General features: G+C 65.5%; 14 protein-coding genes. 3 read left to right on the top strand and 11 right to left on the bottom strand.

What is annotated here, in order from left to right:
* Positions 1-54 precede the first annotated feature (54 nt).
* The 3 genes from J2R78_RS20500 to J2R78_RS20490 all read left to right on the top strand — a co-directional run bounded on the left by J2R78_RS20500 (position 55) and on the right by J2R78_RS20490 (position 1453).
* Positions 55-285, top strand: a complete 231-nt coding sequence (locus J2R78_RS20500) for a F0F1 ATP synthase subunit C (protein ID WP_016847054.1) — start codon at positions 55-57, stop codon at positions 283-285.
* Between the two features lie 112 nt (positions 286-397).
* Positions 398-964, top strand: coding sequence for a F0F1 ATP synthase subunit B (locus tag J2R78_RS20495; protein WP_076830944.1), 567 nt, complete (start codon positions 398-400; stop codon positions 962-964).
* A 3-nt stretch (positions 965-967) separates the two neighbouring features.
* A complete protein-coding gene (locus J2R78_RS20490; protein WP_253606439.1) occupies positions 968-1453 on the top strand; it encodes an ATP F0F1 synthase subunit B in 486 nt (161 codons plus the stop codon).
* 128 nt (positions 1454-1581) lie between these two features.
* Here the strand turns inward: J2R78_RS20490 and J2R78_RS20485 are convergent, their stop codons facing one another.
* From J2R78_RS20485 to glpK, 11 genes are all read right to left on the bottom strand, one after another.
* On the bottom strand, positions 1582-2232 hold the full coding sequence (locus tag J2R78_RS20485) for a hypothetical protein (protein WP_057019442.1): 651 nt from the start codon (positions 2230-2232) through the stop codon (positions 1582-1584).
* 116 nt (positions 2233-2348) lie between these two features.
* Positions 2349-2936: a GNAT family N-acetyltransferase gene (locus J2R78_RS20480; RefSeq protein WP_026191927.1), complete on the bottom strand. Its 588-nt coding sequence runs from the start codon at positions 2934-2936 to the stop codon at positions 2349-2351.
* Positions 2937-3148: 212 nt separating this feature from the next.
* Positions 3149-4438: a pitrilysin family protein gene (locus J2R78_RS20475; RefSeq protein ID WP_253606438.1), complete on the bottom strand. Its 1290-nt coding sequence runs from the start codon at positions 4436-4438 to the stop codon at positions 3149-3151.
* Entirely contained in the window at positions 4438-5853 is a 1416-nt protein-coding gene (thrC, locus tag J2R78_RS20470) for a threonine synthase (protein ID WP_253606437.1), read from the bottom strand. The genes J2R78_RS20475 and thrC overlap by 1 nt, the downstream gene beginning before the upstream one ends.
* Before the next feature lie 478 nt (positions 5854-6331).
* The gene (locus tag J2R78_RS20465; RefSeq protein WP_253605065.1) at positions 6332-7369 is read right to left on the bottom strand and encodes an IS110 family transposase; all 1038 of its coding nucleotides are present in this window, start codon (positions 7367-7369) and stop codon (positions 6332-6334) included.
* A gap of 332 nt (positions 7370-7701) precedes the next feature.
* Complete coding sequence (locus tag J2R78_RS20460) at positions 7702-8850, bottom strand: IS5 family transposase (protein ID WP_253606436.1); 1149 nt, start codon at positions 8848-8850, stop codon at positions 7702-7704.
* A 134-nt stretch (positions 8851-8984) separates the two neighbouring features.
* Complete coding sequence (locus tag J2R78_RS20455) at positions 8985-9611, bottom strand: glutathione S-transferase family protein (protein WP_253606435.1); 627 nt, start codon at positions 9609-9611, stop codon at positions 8985-8987.
* Between the two features lie 153 nt (positions 9612-9764).
* Positions 9765-10358, bottom strand: coding sequence for an N-acetyltransferase (locus J2R78_RS20450; protein WP_253606434.1), 594 nt, complete (start codon positions 10356-10358; stop codon positions 9765-9767).
* 210 nt (positions 10359-10568) lie between these two features.
* Positions 10569-10826, bottom strand: coding sequence for a hypothetical protein (locus J2R78_RS20445; protein ID WP_253606433.1), 258 nt, complete (start codon positions 10824-10826; stop codon positions 10569-10571).
* Positions 10827-11560: 734 nt separating this feature from the next.
* Positions 11561-14005: a penicillin acylase family protein gene (locus tag J2R78_RS20440; protein WP_253606432.1), complete on the bottom strand. Its 2445-nt coding sequence runs from the start codon at positions 14003-14005 to the stop codon at positions 11561-11563.
* 204 nt (positions 14006-14209) lie between these two features.
* Positions 14210-15712, bottom strand: a complete 1503-nt coding sequence (gene glpK, locus J2R78_RS20435; RefSeq protein WP_253606430.1) for a glycerol kinase GlpK — start codon at positions 15710-15712, stop codon at positions 14210-14212.
* Positions 15713-15862: the final 150 nt, after the last annotated feature.

Below are 15862 nucleotides of genomic sequence, written 5' to 3'. Positions count from 1 at the left end.
CGGTCCGGGGAATCTCCACCCACCAATCTGTCTATCTTTCTCAAGGAGCTACATATGGAACCGGCAGCAGCAAAACTTATCGGCGCGGGCATCGCGTGCATCGGCATGGGCGGCGCGGGCGTCGGCGTGGGCATCATCTTCGGCAACTACCTCGCCGCTGCGGTGCGTAACCCGTCGGCCGCTCAGGGCCAGTTCGGCAACCTGATCTTCGGCTTCGCCGTGACCGAAGCGCTCGGCATCTTCTCGCTGCTGATCGCGCTGCTCCTGCTGTTCGTTCCGCTCTGAGCGGCACCCCGGTTCCGCTCTGCGGTAACCCGGTTCCGCTTTGCGGTAACCCCTTCGCGCCGCCCAAGGTTCGTTCCAAGGGCGGCGCGCATGACAGCAACAGGAGAACACCATGGCTGAGAGTCATGGCGAGGCAAAAGGCCAGAAAGCCGGCGCCCACACCGAGACCGACGGCGGACATCACGGCGGAGCCTTTCCGCCGTTCGATTCGTCCAACTTCGCCTCGCAGCTGGTGTCGCTGGCGATTGCATTTGTCGCGCTCTACCTGATCGTGTCGCGTATCGCCCTGCCGCGCGTCGGCGGGACGATCGATGCACGTCAAAACAAGATCGAGGGCGATCTGGCCGAGGCGCAGAAGCTGAAGGACGAGTCCGACGCGGCGCTGAAGGCCTACGAGACCGAGCTGGCGAATGCGCGCGCCAACGCGCAGGCGATCGGCAACGAGACCCGCGAGAAGCTGAACGCGGCGTCGGAAGCCGAGCGCAAGGCGCTGGAAGAGAAGCTGGCGGCAAAGCTCGCCGACGCCGAGAAGCAGATCGCAACGACGAGGACCAACGCCATGAGCAACGTCCGCGGCATCGCGGCCGATGCGGCCGGCGCCATCGTCCAGCAACTTGCCGGCGTCACGCCGGACGCCAATGCGGTCAACAGCGCCGTCGACGCGTCGCTGAAGGGATAGACGATGTTTTACGAACCGGAAACCTGGGTTGCGATCGCCTTCGTCCTTCTGCTGGTCGTGTTCGGCTATCTCGGCGTTCATCGCACCCTGCTGACGGCGCTCGACCACCGCGCCGAGCGCATCAAGGCCGAGCTGGAAGACGCCCGCCGTCTGAAGGACGAGGCCAATAAGCTGCTCGGCGAGTACAAGGCGCGCCGCGCCAGCGCGGAGCGCGAGGCCGAGGAGATCATCTCCAACGCCAAGGCCGAAGCCGAGCGGATCGCGGCCGAAGCCAAGACCAAGATGGAAGATTTTGTCGCGCGGCGGACCAAGACCGCCGAGAGCAAGATCGCCCAGGCCGAGGCCCAGGCCGTGGCCGATGTCCGCGCCGCCGCGGCCAACGCCGCCGTGACCGCCGCCTCGACCATCCTGTCGCAGTCGGTCAAGGGCTCGGTTGCCGACAACCTCGTCGGCAAGGGCATCGCCGAAGTCCGCTCCAAGCTGAACTGACGCGATCTGAACTCCTTAAAAAAGGCCGGCGCGAGCTCATCGCGCCGGCCTTTTGTTTTGGCCAAATTCGTCCGTTTGACGCGTTTTCGTCACGCGAACCGGCGTCCACTTCGCTCGAAAACGCTCTGTTACTTCTTCTTGTGCGGCGCGCGGGCCTTGGGCTCCGGCTTCAGCGCCTGCGGGTCGAAGCCGATATAGAAGATGTAATTGTCGTTGTCGGCCGGCGACGGCGCCGGATAGACGACGTCCTCGGCGACCAGGCTGAACGGCACGCTGCCGCTTTCGTCCATCTGCACCGTGGTGGTGTAGGCCTTGGTCATGATCGTCTTCTCGCCGACGCCGCCCTGCACCACGGCAACGCGCAGCGGCACCTGAATGCTCGGTGGCGCGCCCTGGGGACCGACAATGATCCGCCCCTGAATACCGATCTTGGCCGTGATCTGGCCGCTGTTCAGATTGCATTGCCGCGCCGTGCGCGTGATCGAGGCGAGGAACTTGACGTCGTTGCCGACCGCTTCCTTGCCGTTCGCGGCCACCGAATAGGTCGAGGCTCCGGAGCGGATCTGCACCGGCGGGCAGGTCAGTTCGGCGTCGGCATCGTTGAGCTGCTGCGGCGCAGCGGGCGTCGCCGGCTTGTCCTGGTCGGACGAGCCTCCGCCGAACAGGCTCTTGAAGCGGTCGCTCAGCGACTGCGCAGGAGCTGCCGAAGGCAACAAAGTGGCACCGAGACCGATCGATACCGCCGCTGCGAGCGCGAACCTGATCACCCTTTCACCCATCAATATCCTCAAATTTCCCAACCGGGGTTCCCTGTTTTGCGGCCGTTATAGCAAGGCAATGGCGGCGAACCCAAGGCATCGAGGGTGGCACCGCCATCCACAAAAAGGCTTACGGATCAGCCGCGGAAATCCTCGTGCAGCAGGCCGAACAGCAGATGGTCTTGCCAGATCCCGTTGATGCAGAGATAGCGCCGCGCCAGGCCCTCGCGGGTGAAGCCGCACTTCTCCAGCACGCGGATCGACGAGGCATTGGAGGGAATGCAGGCCGCCTCGATGCGGTGCAGATTGAGCTCGCCGAACAGCGAGGGCAGCAGCACCCGCAGCGCCGTCGTCATGTAGCCGCGATGGGCATGCGGCAGCCCGACCCAGTAGCCGATCGTGCCGGCCTGCACGATGCCGCGGCGGACATTGGCGAGCGTGATGCCGCCGATCATCACCCCGTCCGATTCGCGGAAGATGATGAACGGATAGGAGCGGTCGGCGGCGATATCCTCGGTGTAGCGGCGAAGCCTGCGGCGGAAGCCGGCGCGGGTCAGGTCGTCGGAGGGCCAGATCGGTTCCCACGGCGTGAGATAGGCGCGGCTGAATTCGCGCAATTGCGCCCATTGCGGGAAATCCGACATCTGCGGCGCGCGCAGCAACAGCCCGTGACCGCGCGGCATCAGTGCAGCGGGTCCATTGGACGGCAAACGAAACAGGGCCATGGCCCAACACTCCCCGCCACTTCTCCCTCGCCCCGCCCTTGCGGGAAGAGGGTCGGGGTGAGGGGTCTTACCGCAGATTCGGTCTTGCGGCTCTACCCTCACCCGAAGCCTTCGGCCATAGCCGAGGCTCCGCCTCGGCGTATGTCCTTCAACGGCCGCCGGTAGGCGGCCTATGCTCTCCCCGCAAGCGCGGGGCGAGGTAAGCAAAATTCTTAATGCAGCAGCGTCTTTGCCTTCGACGTCGTCAATCCTTCCGCAAAAGCCACCGCCGTGTCCAGACCCCTGCCGCTGCCGAGCGCGACAACGGCGGGCCGGCTGCGCGCCAGCAGGGCACGGGCGGCGTTGCGGCTCGATTCGACGCTGACCGCGTCGATCCGGGCCACCAGTTCTTCCACCGTCTGCGGCCGGCCATAGGCTAGCACATGGCGTGCCAATTGTTCGGCCCGCGATGAACAGCTTTCCAGCGCCATCAACAGGCCGGCCTTCATCTGCGCCTTGGCGCGGGCGACCTCGGCCTCGGTCAGGGTTTCCACCGCGTCGTTGATGACGTCGACGATGACTTCCATCATTTCCGGCGCATCCGCCGGATCGGTCCCGGTGTAGAGGCCGAAGAAGCCGGTGTCGGTGTAGGGCGCGTGGAAGGTGTAGATCGAGTAGCACAGCCCGCGCTTCTCGCGCACCTCCTGGAACAGCCGCGACGACATCCCGCCGCCGAGCGTGTTGGTGAAGACCTGCAGCGAGAACAGCGACGGGTCGGTCTGCGGCACGCCTTCGAGCGCTAGCGTCAGATGCGCCTGCTCGAGGTCGCGATGCACCACCCGCGAGCCGCCTTTGCCGAACATCGCGACCTGCGGCTTCGGCGCCGGGGTGGCGTCGAAGCTCGCAAACTTCTGCGTGACGTCCTCGACGATCCGCACGTGATCGACCGCGCCGGCGGCCGCGACCACCATGTCGGGGGCGCGGTAATGCGTCGAGAGATAGCCGCGCAGCATGTCGCGATCGAAGACCTTCAGCGTCTTGGCGGTGCCGAGCAGCGAGCGCCCCATCGGCTGCTCCGGATAGCAGAGCTCGTTGAGATGCTCGAACACGACGTCGTCGGGCGTATCCTGCGCCGCGCCGATCTCCTGCACGATGACGCTCTTCTCGCGCTCCAGCTCGTCCGGCACGAAGGACGGGTTGGCGAGGATGTCGGACAGCACGTCGAGCGCCAGCGGCACGTCGGCCTTCATCACCCGCGCATAATAGGCCGTGGTCTCGGTCGAGGTCCCGGCATTGAGGTCGCCGCCGACCGCCTCGATCTCCTCGACGATCTCGCGCGAGGAGCGCCGCGCCGTGCCCTTGAACGCCATGTGTTCGAGCAGATGCGAGATGCCGTGCTCGTTCGGCTTCTCGTCGCGCCCGCCGACGCCGGCCCAGACCCCGAGCGCCGCGGTTTCCAGATGCGGCATGGTGTCGGTGACGATTGTCAGTCCGCTCGGCAGCTTGGTGATTTCAACGCCCATCAGGCAACTCCCTGCTTGGCAGCACGGCTGACCGACAGCACGAAGCGCTCGACCTCGGCGGAATCATTCTTCATGACCGTGATGTGTTCGGATTTGCTCATCAGGCCTCCGAGCCAGACCGGCAGCTGCGGACGCACCCCGCAGGCGGCTTCCACCGCGTCGGGGAATTTGGCCGCGTGCGCGGTCGACAGCACGATGTTCGGGATCCTGGAATCCGAGGTGTCGCGGTCGGCGACCGCGAGCGCCACCGCGGTGTGGGGATCGACCAGATCGCCCGCCTCGCGCCAGGCGGCGCGGATCGCGGCCGCCGTCTCGGTCTCGTCGGCGCGGCCGGCGTCGAACTCACGGCGCACGGCGGCCAGCGTCGCATCCGGCAGCACGAAACGGCCGGACTGCTTCAGCGAGGCCATCAGGCGGCGGACCTGATCGGCGTCGCGGCCGCTCGCCTCGAACAGCAGCCGCTCGAAGTTCGACGACACCTGGATGTCCATCGACGGCGACGTCGTGGCGTGTACCTCGCGCACCTCGTAGATGCCGGTCTTCAGCGTGCGCGCCAGGATGTCGTTGACGTTGGCGGCGATGCGCAAGTTCCGGATCGGCAGCCCCATCCGCTTGGCGACATAGCCCGCGAAGATGTCGCCGAAATTGCCGGTCGGCACCGTGAAGTCGACGGTGCGCTGCGGCGAGCCGAGCGCGACCGCCGAGGTGAAGTAATAGACCACCTGCGCGACGATGCGCGCCCAGTTGATCGAGTTGACGCCCGACAGCGCCACCTGGTCGCGGAAGCGATGGTTGTTGAACATCGCCTTCACCAGCGCCTGGCAATCGTCGAAGGTGCCTTCGATCGCGAGCGCGTGGACGTTGGCGGCGCCGGTCGTCGTCATCATGCGGCGCTGCACCTCGGAGATGCGGCCGTTCGGGAACAGCACGACGAGGTCGACATTGTCGAGATTGGCAAAAGCCTCGACCGCGGCGCCACCGGTATCGCCCGAGGTCGCGACCACGATGGTGGTGCGCTGCGCGCGCTTGGCCAGCACGTGATCCATCAGCCGCGAGATCAGCTGCATCGCGACGTCCTTGAACGCCAGCGTCGGCCCGTGGAACAGCTCGAGCAGGAACTGGTTCGGCCCGGCCTGGTCGAGCGGCACCACCGCGGGATGGCGGAAGGTGGCATAGGCCTCGTTGGCCATGCGGCCGAGCTCGGCGTCGGAAATCTCGCCGGCGACAAACGGACGGATGATCTCGACCGCGACCTCCCAATAGGGACGGCCGAAGAAGGTAGCGATGGTCTCGGGCGACAGTTGCGGCCAGGTCTCGGGCACGTAGAGCCCGCCGTCACGGGCAAGCCCGGTCAGCATCACATCGCAGAAGCCAAGCACCGGGGCCTCACCCCTGGTCGAAATATACCGCGTCAAACCGCCCTCCAAAGGCTTCGATCCGAGCCTTAAGCCTTTGATATCATGGAATTATCGAGTTCGCTCCATGCGACCCGAACGGTTCACCATAGAAGATCGGCCCGGCAATGGGTAGCCCGAAGCGCGCGCCTCGGGGTCGCGGGGCGAGTGACAAGGGGTATCGCTCGCGACCGACCGCCAGCTGCGCCGCATTCACCAATGTCGTCCTGACGAAAGCCAGGACCCATATGTGGACGGCCCCCGTGGCACAAGAGCTGTTTGGTGAGATCGGATCGCTTGCATCCATATGTCCGGCCTGTTGGGTGCGATCGAATGGATCGCTGGCCAAGATGGTTTGCGCGATGCGAGTTCCAAACAACCACGCGGCCTGTTGGCGGCCGATGGGTCCTGCGGACTGTCTCGCATCGTTGCTCGATCGATCGCTCCATCTGCTCTTGCAGCTCCGGTCGGCCGGCGAGCGAGCCCGCCGGCTAATCGATTAGGCGGCGGCTGTCATGGGATTCATCCGTGCCGCCTCGTAACTCTCGCCCGTTGCCATCAGCTTCCAGGCGATACGGGCCACTTTGTTGGCGAGCGCCACGGCCGCAAGCTTCGGCGGCTTGCGCTTGATCAGGGCCAGCAGCCAGCGCGAGTGATGACCGCGTCCCCGCCTGGCCTGCTGGATCACCGCTGTGGCCCCGACCACCAGCAGACGGCGCAAGTTCTCATCGCCAGCCCGCGTGATCTTGCCAAGCCTGGTCTTGCCAGCGGTGGAGTGGTCCTTGGGTGTCAATCCCAGCCAGGCCGCAAAATGACGACCAGAACGGAACGTGCGCGGATCAGGTGTCTTCATCACCAGCGCGGTTGCAACGATCGGACCGACCGAGGGGATCTGAGCCAAGCGCCGGCCCGTGGCATCGGCGCGGTGCCAGGCCATCAGCTTGGCCTCAACCGCCTCCAACTCACCCTCGAGCCTGACGCGCTCCCGGCCCAGCACCACAAACAGCTCGCGCGCCAGAACCGGAAGCGTCTCGTCCTGCGCAATCCGCACCAGCAGGGGTTCGATCGCGTCCAGTCCCTTGGGGGCGATCAGGCCATACTCCGCCGCGTGGCCGCGTATCGTATTGGTCAGCTGGGTGCGCCGGACGATCAATCCGTCGCGGACACCCATCAGCATCAGCGCGGCCTGCTGCTCGGCCGTCTTCACCGGCACGAAGCGCATGCTCGGCCGGCTCATCGCTTCACACAGGCCTTCTGCATCCCGCCCGTCATTCTTGTTCCGCATCACGTAGGGTTTGACCAATTGCGGTGCCATCAGCTTCACCTCGTGACCGAGCTTGGAAAGCTGACGCGCCCAATGTTGCGAAGCCCCGCAGGCCTCCATCCCGATCACAGTCGGCGGCAATTTGGCGAAGAACTCCAGCACTTGTTTGCGCGACAGCTTCTTGCGCAGCACCACCTGCTCCGCCGCATCAACCCCATGCAGCACAAAAATATACTTCGACGTATCAATCCCAATGCGGATAATCTGGTTCACGGACGGCTCCCTTGTATGAGATCTAGACAACCTCATTCTGGCACACTGATGCCGTAGGGGGCCGTCCACACCATCAGCCACCGCACTTGATGATGAACGGGATCGTGGCCCCAGCATCGCACAACAGTTCTCATTTGGGGTAATGGGTCCTGGCTTTCGCCAGGACGACGATGAGGATGGTTCGTGATTCAAGACGTCAAACACCGCGGTGTCATCATGCGCGCATGCGAGGGCTTTGCGAAAGTCGAGCAATCGACAGGGGCGGGCGCTGGTTGTTTGGGCCTGTTAGTGGCTTGGATGGGTCAGCCATGATGGCTGGATGGCTGGTTTGGTTAGGCGATCTGGGGTGGCGTCCTGGCCCATCGCTGGAGATTGATCGCAGTCGCGGCGAGCTGGAAAGCTGCGGCATTGCGCATCAGGCCCCGATAGCGGGCACGCGCCAGACCGTAGACGCGCTTGAGCAATGCGAACAACGGCTCGATCGGCGCGCGTCGATGCGAGATGACCGCATTACGACGCACCGCCCAAGGTCCCAAGCGAAGCCAGCGGTTGTGTCTGCGCATGATGCCGTCGCGAATATCCATCTCCTTCAACCGCACGCGTCGCGCGATGGTATCGTAGGCTTTGTCAGCGTAGACCGTTGCCTCGTCGCCGCAGATCAGCCCGTCGGCGGGCACGGTGTCGTTGACATTGGCTGGCGTAAAGGCGAGGCGCCGGATGATGCGACTGCCTTGGTCCATCGCCACGTGCATCTTGTAGCCGAAGGCATATTTGCCGTCCTTCTTGGTCCAGGCAGCGTCAGGATCGTGCGCGCTTTTGACCAGTTTGCTGGCCGGCCGCCCGTCCGCATCCGGGGGCAAATCGGGATCCGGTGGTTCGGGTGGATTTACCGCCGAGCGGATCAGCGAAGCGTCGATCAATGTGCCGCGCTTCAAGACGAAGCCGGACTTCTCGATCTGCGCCGTAATCAGGGCGAAAGCGCGCTCCGCCAGCCCGCTCTTGGCCAGTTGTTCGCGGAAACGCCACAGCGTGGAATGATCCGGCACCGGCTCACTCAGCGACAGGCCCAGAAAGCGCCGGAACGACAGGCGGTCCACCAGTGCTTCCTCAAGTCCCGGATCCGACAGACCATACCATTGCTGCAGCAACAGCGCCTTAAACAGCGCCAGCGACGGGTAAGCTGGCGCCCCCATCGACCCGCTGCGCAAGCCGCTCAGCAGCGCTTCAATCGCGTTCCAGTCGACCAGTTCCGACACTCGCTGCAATGGCGCATTGGCCCTGGCCGCGTCATTCATCAGCCCATCTGTAAAGCTCAATTGACCAATCTGGCGCTCCGCCATCCGACCCTCCGGCGAATCCTTCACCAAAAGAGAATCATCCCGGGCGACTTCTGCAAAGCCCTCGCGCATGCGGGTGATCCAGTATTCCAGGGGCTGTCGTTGCTTGAGCCGATGGGCCGCGGCGTACTGGATCGCCCGCATCTACCGGTGTCGTCCCCGCGTCTTTCGCAGGGACGACAGCAAATGTGTGGTGCCGCTTGTGAGTCATAATCACACGGTCTCGCGACATCCGCGCGCGAGGGGTACACGCCAATCAGCCTGGGTCGCGCCATCCACTAGCCGCTCGGCGGCGCCAGCGGCTGCACGATCTCCTGGAACGGCGGCAGCGCCTCGCAGCGCGCGGCGTGGGCCTTGAGCGCCGGATAGCGCGCGTCGAACAGATGCGGATGCGCCTCGCCGGTGAAGCGCAGCGCGCAGGCCACCGCGACGTCGGCATGACCAATGCGATCGCCCAGCCAGTACGGCGTCGGCACCGCCGCGCGCTCCTGCTCCAGCACCGCGAGCACGCCCGCGATCTGCGCCTCGCAGCGCTCGACCCAGAGCTTCAACTGCTCCTTGCGCAGCACGCGCTCATAGACAAGGCTCACCGCCTTGTCGGCAAGCCCGGTCGCCAGCGCCGTGATGCGCAGATGCTTGCGCCGCTCCGGCCCCGAGCGCGCGATCATCGCCTTGCCCGGCCCGACCAGCTCGTCGAGATAATCCAGGATCGCACTACTCTCGATCAGCGCCTCGCCGTCATCGAGCACCAGCGTCGGCACCCGCCGCACCGGATTGTAGGCCGCAACCTTCTCCGCATCGCCGAAGGTCGACCACGGCTTGTGCTCGAACGGCAATCCATAGAGCCGCAGCGCGATCGCGGTGCGGCGGACGAAGGGCGAGTCGTACTGGCCGATCAAAAACATCTGTCATCTCGTCGATCATGCCGCAGGAGGCCGTGCCTCGAAAGCAGAGCTTTCGAAGTGTGCGGCCACGCCGGGTCAAAGGTTGCGCTTTGCACCATCGTAGATGGGCCGCGCCACATTGCAACCGGATCCTGATCCGGTCCGTTAGGCGAGCTATGCAATCACCGGCACGTGCCGCGCCGCATCGCGCGGCAATTTGCCATCGAGCCTCGGATCATCGGCCACCTCGATCTGCCGCAGGAACGGACGGAAGCCGGAGCGCTGGTAGAACGCGACGGCCGAGGGATGGTCGAAGGTGCAGGTGTGCACCCAGACGCGGCTGACGTCGCGTGACCAGGCGATCTCGAGCGCGCGGTTCATCAGGAAGCGCGCGGCGCCGGTGCCGATGAATTTTGCGGTGACGCCGAAATAGAGCAGCTGGCATTCGCCGGGCACGCTGAAATCGAGTTCGAGCAGGCCTTCATCCTGGCCGTCGACGGCCAGCCCGTAGAGCTCGTTGCCGGGGTCGTGAATCCTCGAAGCGAGATCGGCGTCTTCGAGCCCGGTGCGGGTGAACCACAGCCACTCCTCGCCGACCCGGCGATAGATATCGCGATACCAGTCGAGCGCTGGCGGATCGACCTTGCGCAGGCGCCACGCGCCGGGCGGGTCGTCGCGCAGCGGCGGACGCGCGGTCATTTCCAGATGGGTGACGACGGCAGCGATCTTGCCGTGGGGGATGTCGGAGTAACCGTCGGGCAGCAGCATCGCGACCTCTGTTTGCAGGCTGTCGGCGGGACATAACCGCACGTCGCCGCGGATGCAATGCAACGCTGCGGGCAATGCCTGGTCAGGAGAAGCAGACGAGGTAATCCTCCGCAGCCGCCGCTGCTCATTCGAGCGGCCAGGTCCAACGAGCGGGATAAACCAGTTTGAGCGCGCTTTGAGGGAGGGCTCCCCAGGCCCTCCCGTACTCGGTTAGTTGCCGACCCACACGTTGCCGTTGGCGTCGAAATCGTTCTTCGGGTTGTAGCCGGACTCGCGAAGACTCCGCATGCGCATCGCGCGGTCGCTGACATCGCCATTGAGACTGGCGTTGGCATTGAGCACGGCAGGACTTAGTGCTGTACCCATCACGAGACGCTGGTGGGTCCGGTGTTGTGCCGTGCGTGCATCCGCGAATGCCGCCGTGGACAGAGAAACAACTGCGAGCGAAACAAGAATGATTTTCGTCATGGTCAGCTCCTGTGAAGTAACCAGCTGAGCTTTCAATCGCTTCCAGAAAATGCGTGCTCGCGCCGGATGTGAGAACCGTCACAGGCCGGCGGCGATCACGATCGGTCAGACTAGCAGGCAGAAGCCGACGCTTCTTGGACCCCCGCGCACAGCGTCGCGGGAAGTCCGTGCGCAAATCGCAAACGTCAACTTGTAGTGATCCAGATGCGCCGCCGCGTTGATGGCACAAAGTGAATAGTGGCTGACCGCCGCAGTCCGCGTCGGCATTCGCACCGATGAGTCCCGGGTCGCGCTTCCGCTTTCAGGAGAAGCAGGAAAAGTGAGCGCGGTGCTCGCCACACGTTTGACGTCGTCCCGGCGAAGGCCGGGACCCATTACCACAGGACTACGTTGTTGAACGACGCTGCGGCCCCAACATCGCAGGACAATTGGCATTCGTGGTTATGGGTCCCGGCCTTCGCCGGGACGACGGCGGAGTTTGTGGCGCAGCCGATGAGACGCACTCGCTCCCTCACCTCGGCGTCAGCGTGATCGCGTCCGCGGTTGCGGCTACAGTGTGCCGAACACTCGGTGTCGTCCCGGCGAAGGCCGGGACCCATTACCACAGAGTTGGGTTGTTAAGGCACGCTGTGGCCCCAGCACCGCAAAGCAATCGGCATTGGTGGTTATGGGTCCCGGCTTTCGCCGGGACGACGTTGGAGTTTGTGGCGCAGCCGGTGAGACGTACTCGCCCCTCACCTCGGCGTCAGCGTGATCGCGTCAGCGGTTGCAGCTTCCACGGCGCCGCGGCTGTAGAGCAGCGGCACATACTGGCCCGTCGCCCATAGCGGCGCGAGGTCGCGGTAGTGGCCGCTGAAGGGATCGCCGGATTGGCCCGGCGTGTTGACGGCGCGGCTCGCATCCCAATTGCCGACATCGAGCACCATGCGGAATGAAGCGCCGGAGATCAGATGATAGTCGGAGCGGCGATAGGTGGCGGCGCGCGGCACGTTGGCGGCGCCGCCGAAGGCGAGCGGGCCGACCTGCATCTGCGCCGCGGTCGCCTTGTCGGCGAGCGGCATTAGCGCGTGATTGAATTGCGCGACATGCAGCCGGCCCCAGCGCCAGGTCGACGCATCGGGGCCGAGCTTGTCGGCAACATCGGCGACCGCCTCGCCGAGGCTGTCGCGCAGCACGCGGTCGCGCTCGGCTGAGGGATCGCTACCGAGCGCCGCGTCCGGCTTTTCGAGATAGCCGACAATGGCGGAGATGCTGGAGGCCTCCGGCGCAATCAGTTCGGCTGCCTTCGGCGCGGTGGTCTTGAGCAGCACCGGGCCGAGATGGTTTGCGATCCACACCTCATAAACCGCGGCGGCCGCGCTATCGGCCGCGTCGCGTGCATCCCACGCCTTGAGCAGATCGAGGCCCTTCCTGACGTTCGCATCATCCGACGTGAGCGGCTTCAGCAGCGCGACGAGGCGCCGCGCGAGCATGCCGGTGTCGTCGTTCTGCAGCGCCATCGCGTCCGCCAGCGTCACCTTGCTGTTGGCCTGCAGCACCTCGGTGATGCGCTGCCAGCGCGCGCTGTCGGCCCATTCGAAGCCGACCCTGCGCTCACCCACCGGATAATCCGCCGGCAGGTTCATCTGGTTGGCGGTGGCGATAAAGCCCTGCTTCGGCTGGTACAGCTTCGGCAGCTCGTCGAGCGACAGAAAGCCCTGCCACTCGTAACGGCCGTCGCCGGGCACCGGCATCAGGCCGTCGAAACTGGCGCGGCGCGGCGTCTTGCCGGCGGCGACCCAGCCGATATTGCCTGACGTGTCGGCATAGACCTGGTTCTCCGACGGCGCGCCCCAGCGCCGCATCGCGCCGAGGAAGCCGTTCCAGTTCTTCGCCGTCATGTAGTCGGACGAGCCGAAATAGGCCGAGGTGCCCGGCTCGAACCAGATCGAGCGCACCGCGAACGCATGCTTGTTGTCGGCGTCGACGAAGATCACCGGGCCGTGGCGGGTGAACTTCAGCTCGAGATCGCGGTCGGCCTCGCCCTTCACCGCTTCCTTCTCATGCACGATCCGCATGTCCTCCCAGCCGCTGCCGTAGCGGTACTGGTTCGGATTGTCCGGGTTGAGCTCGTAGACGTAGAGGTCTTCCTGATCGACGTTGAAGATGGTCAGCCCGAACGCGATGATGTCGTTGTGGCCGATCGAGATGCCCGGCAGCGCAGGCTCGCCGGCACCGATCACGGAGATGCCGGGCGCATTGAGGCCGACGATGTAGCGCAGCGACGGCACCGAGTGCTCGCGATGCGGATCGTTGGCGAGGATCGGACGTCCGGTCGCGGTGCGCGATGCCGCGATCACCCAGTTGTTGGAGCCGATGGTGTCGCGCTGCTGGTCGGCCTCGGCGAGGTAGGTGTCGGGATCATGCGCCAGCGCCGCCTTCTGGTCCTTCGGCGCGGCGAACTTCACCGGCCGCGTGGCAAGATCGTAGGCGGCGAGTACCGCCTTCGGCACGCTGCAGGGATCGAGCCCATCGGGGATCCTGGTGGTCCAGGTGGGCTCCAGCTTGACGCGGAAGCGATCGGCATCGAGGCCTGCAGCGCAGGCGACCCGCGAGCGCTTCACCTCGGAGGCGACATTGCGGGTCAGGCCATGGCTGCGGACGCGCACGACATCCTCTGCCGACCACAAATCCGGCATCGTGCCTGCGATCCTGAACTCGATCGGCAGCGCGCGCTTGCCCGCCTGGACGTCGGCGACATAGGCGTTGACGCCGGCGACGAACGCCTCCGCATAGGATTTCGCCTTCGGGCCATAGGCGGCCCATTCCGCATTCATGTCGCCGCGATAGAGGAACAGGCGCAGCGTCTTGTCCTGCTCGGCATAGGCAGGGCCAAAATCCTTCGCCAAGAGGCCGAGCCCGCGCTTGCGCCAGAGATCGATCTGCCAGAGCCGATCGCGCGCGGCGTTGAAGCCCTGCAGGAAGAACAGGTCGTGCTCGTTGCCGGCATAGATGTGCGGGATGCCCCAGACATCGACCAGGATCTGCCCCGGCGCCTTCAGCCCGGCGACGTCGGTCTTGACCTCGCGCGCCGCGACGAGCGGGCTCGGCTTCTCACGCGCGGTGGCGGGAGCGGCAAGTATTGCGGCGCAAAGTGCGGCAGTCAGTAGCTTGGTGACGCGGTTGAGATCCGTGTTCATGTTGTTCTCCGATGGTTGTTATTGGTTGTTGCGCGCACTTGGCGAGATTGAGCGGCAGCCGCAGCGGCGCCGCTTGCTTGGTGTGGAGAGAGCCCCCACCCGTAGCGCATCTGACGATGCGCTACGACCTAAGAGCGAGCTTCGCTCGTCTCGACCCCGCTAGCGGGAGAGGTGCAGCGAGCTTGCCGCAGCATCAGATCATTACTACTCCCCCTCGTCGCTCGCCAGCACGCCCTTCACGGCGCGGGCCCAGCCGGCGAGCTTGCGCTCGCGTGTCGCCTGGCTCATCGCCGGCCTGAAGCGGTGCTCGAGCCGCCAATTGTCGGCGAATTTCGCGGGCTCCGGATAGACGCCGGCATCGAGACCGGCGAGATAGGCGGCCCCTAACGCCGTGGTCTCCTGGATCATCGGGCGGTCGACCGGCGCGTTGAGCAGATCGGCGAGCCGCTGCATGGTCCAGTCCGAGGCGGTCATGCCGCCGTCGACGCGCAGCACGGTGTTGGCGGCGTTGGCCTCCGGCCAGTCGGTGCGCATCGCGGCCCACAGATCGAAGGTCTGGTAGCACACGCTCTCCAGCGTCGCATGCGCGAGCTCGGCCGGGCCGGTGTTGCGGGTGAGCCCGAACAGCGCGCCGCGCACGCGCGGATTCCAGTACGGCGCGCCCATGCCGACGAAGGCGGGCACCAAATAGACGCTCTGCATGGAGTCCGATTTGTCGGCAAGCGGTCCGGTCTCGGCGGCGTGCTTGATGATGCCGAGCCCGTCGCGCAGCCACTGCACCGCGCTGCCGGCGACGAAGATCGAGCCCTCGAGCGCGTAGGTGCGCTGGCCGCCGAGCTGGTAGGCGATGGTGGTGAGCAGCTTGTTCTTCGAGGCCACCGGCGTGGTGCCGGTGTTGAGCAGCGCGAAGCAGCCGGTGCCGTAGGTCGACTTCATCATGCCGGGCTCGAAGCAGGCCTGGCCGATGGTCGCGGCCTGCTGATCGCCGGCAATGCCGGAGATCGCGATCGGGCCGCCGAACAGATCGGCGGTGCTCTCGCCGAAGCGGGCGGAGGAATCCCTCACTTCGGGAAGCATCGAGCGCGGCACGCGCAAGAGGTTGACGAGGTCGTCGTCCCAGGCGCCGGTGTGGATGTTGAACAGCAGCGTGCGCGAGGCGTTGGTGGCGTCGGTGGCGTGGACTCGCCCGCCGGTGAGCCGCCACAGCAGATAGCAGTCGACGGTGCCGAACAGCAGCTCGCCGCGCTCGGCGCGCTCGCGCGCGCCCGGCACGTGATCAAGGATCCAGGCGACTTTGGTGCCCGAGAAATAAGGATCGATAATGAGGCCGGTCTTGGCCGAAATCGCCGGCTCATGGCCCTCGGCCTTGAGCCTGGCGCAGATGTCGGCGGTGCGGCGGTCCTGCCAGACGATGGCGCGGTGCACGGCCTGTCCGGTGGCGCGGTCCCACACCACGGTGGTCTCGCGCTGGTTGGTGATGCCGATCGCGGCGATGTCCTTCGCCTTGAGGCCGGCCTTCTCCAGCGCCTCGCGGCACACCATCACGGTCGAGGTCCAGATGTCCTCCGGCTCGTGCTCGACCCAGCCGGAGGCGGGGAAATGCTGCGGAAACTCCTGCTGCGCGACGGCGGCGATGGAGATGTCGCCGCGAAACACCATGGCGCGCGACGATGTGGTGCCCTGATCGATGGCCAGCACGAAAGACATGAGCGTTTCCCTTAAAGCTTGGGTGCAGGCGTCAAGGGAGCGGATTACCGCGGCGAGGTCAAGATTGGAGGCGGGCGTGGCCGGATGGTCGAGGAAAGAGTCCGCAACGGTATCAGTCCCGTCATCCTGAGGTGCGAGCGGAGCGAGCCT

The sequence above is a fragment of the Bradyrhizobium sp. USDA 4538 genome (genome assembly GCF_024171045.1).
Classification (GTDB): Bacteria; Pseudomonadota; Alphaproteobacteria; order Rhizobiales; family Xanthobacteraceae; genus Bradyrhizobium; species Bradyrhizobium australafricanum.
Note: the sequence above shows the minus strand (reverse complement) of the source record. Positions and strands in the feature narration are given on the sequence as shown.

Excerpts from the sequence above, each read along its gene's own strand:
- J2R78_RS20480 (WP_026191927.1), bottom strand. The coding sequence starts at position 2,936 with ATGGCCCTGTTTCGTTTGCCGTCCAATGGACCCGCTGCACTGATGCCG.
- J2R78_RS20450 (WP_253606434.1), bottom strand. The coding sequence starts at position 10,358 with ATGCTGCTGCCCGACGGTTACTCCGACATCCCCCACGGCAAGATCGCT.
- J2R78_RS20500 (WP_016847054.1), top strand. The coding sequence starts at position 55 with ATGGAACCGGCAGCAGCAAAACTTATCGGCGCGGGCATCGCGTGCATC.
- J2R78_RS20495 (WP_076830944.1), top strand. The coding sequence starts at position 398 with ATGGCTGAGAGTCATGGCGAGGCAAAAGGCCAGAAAGCCGGCGCCCAC.
- J2R78_RS20455 (WP_253606435.1), bottom strand. The coding sequence starts at position 9,611 with ATGTTTTTGATCGGCCAGTACGACTCGCCCTTCGTCCGCCGCACCGCG.
- glpK (WP_253606430.1), bottom strand. The coding sequence starts at position 15,712 with ATGTCTTTCGTGCTGGCCATCGATCAGGGCACCACATCGTCGCGCGCC.
- J2R78_RS20440 (WP_253606432.1), bottom strand. The coding sequence starts at position 14,005 with ATGAACACGGATCTCAACCGCGTCACCAAGCTACTGACTGCCGCACTT.
- J2R78_RS20445 (WP_253606433.1), bottom strand. The coding sequence starts at position 10,826 with ATGACGAAAATCATTCTTGTTTCGCTCGCAGTTGTTTCTCTGTCCACG.
- J2R78_RS20490 (WP_253606439.1), top strand. The coding sequence starts at position 968 with ATGTTTTACGAACCGGAAACCTGGGTTGCGATCGCCTTCGTCCTTCTG.
- J2R78_RS20460 (WP_253606436.1), bottom strand. The coding sequence starts at position 8,850 with ATGCGGGCGATCCAGTACGCCGCGGCCCATCGGCTCAAGCAACGACAG.
- J2R78_RS20475 (WP_253606438.1), bottom strand. The coding sequence starts at position 4,438 with ATGGGCGTTGAAATCACCAAGCTGCCGAGCGGACTGACAATCGTCACC.
- J2R78_RS20485 (WP_057019442.1), bottom strand. The coding sequence starts at position 2,232 with ATGGGTGAAAGGGTGATCAGGTTCGCGCTCGCAGCGGCGGTATCGATC.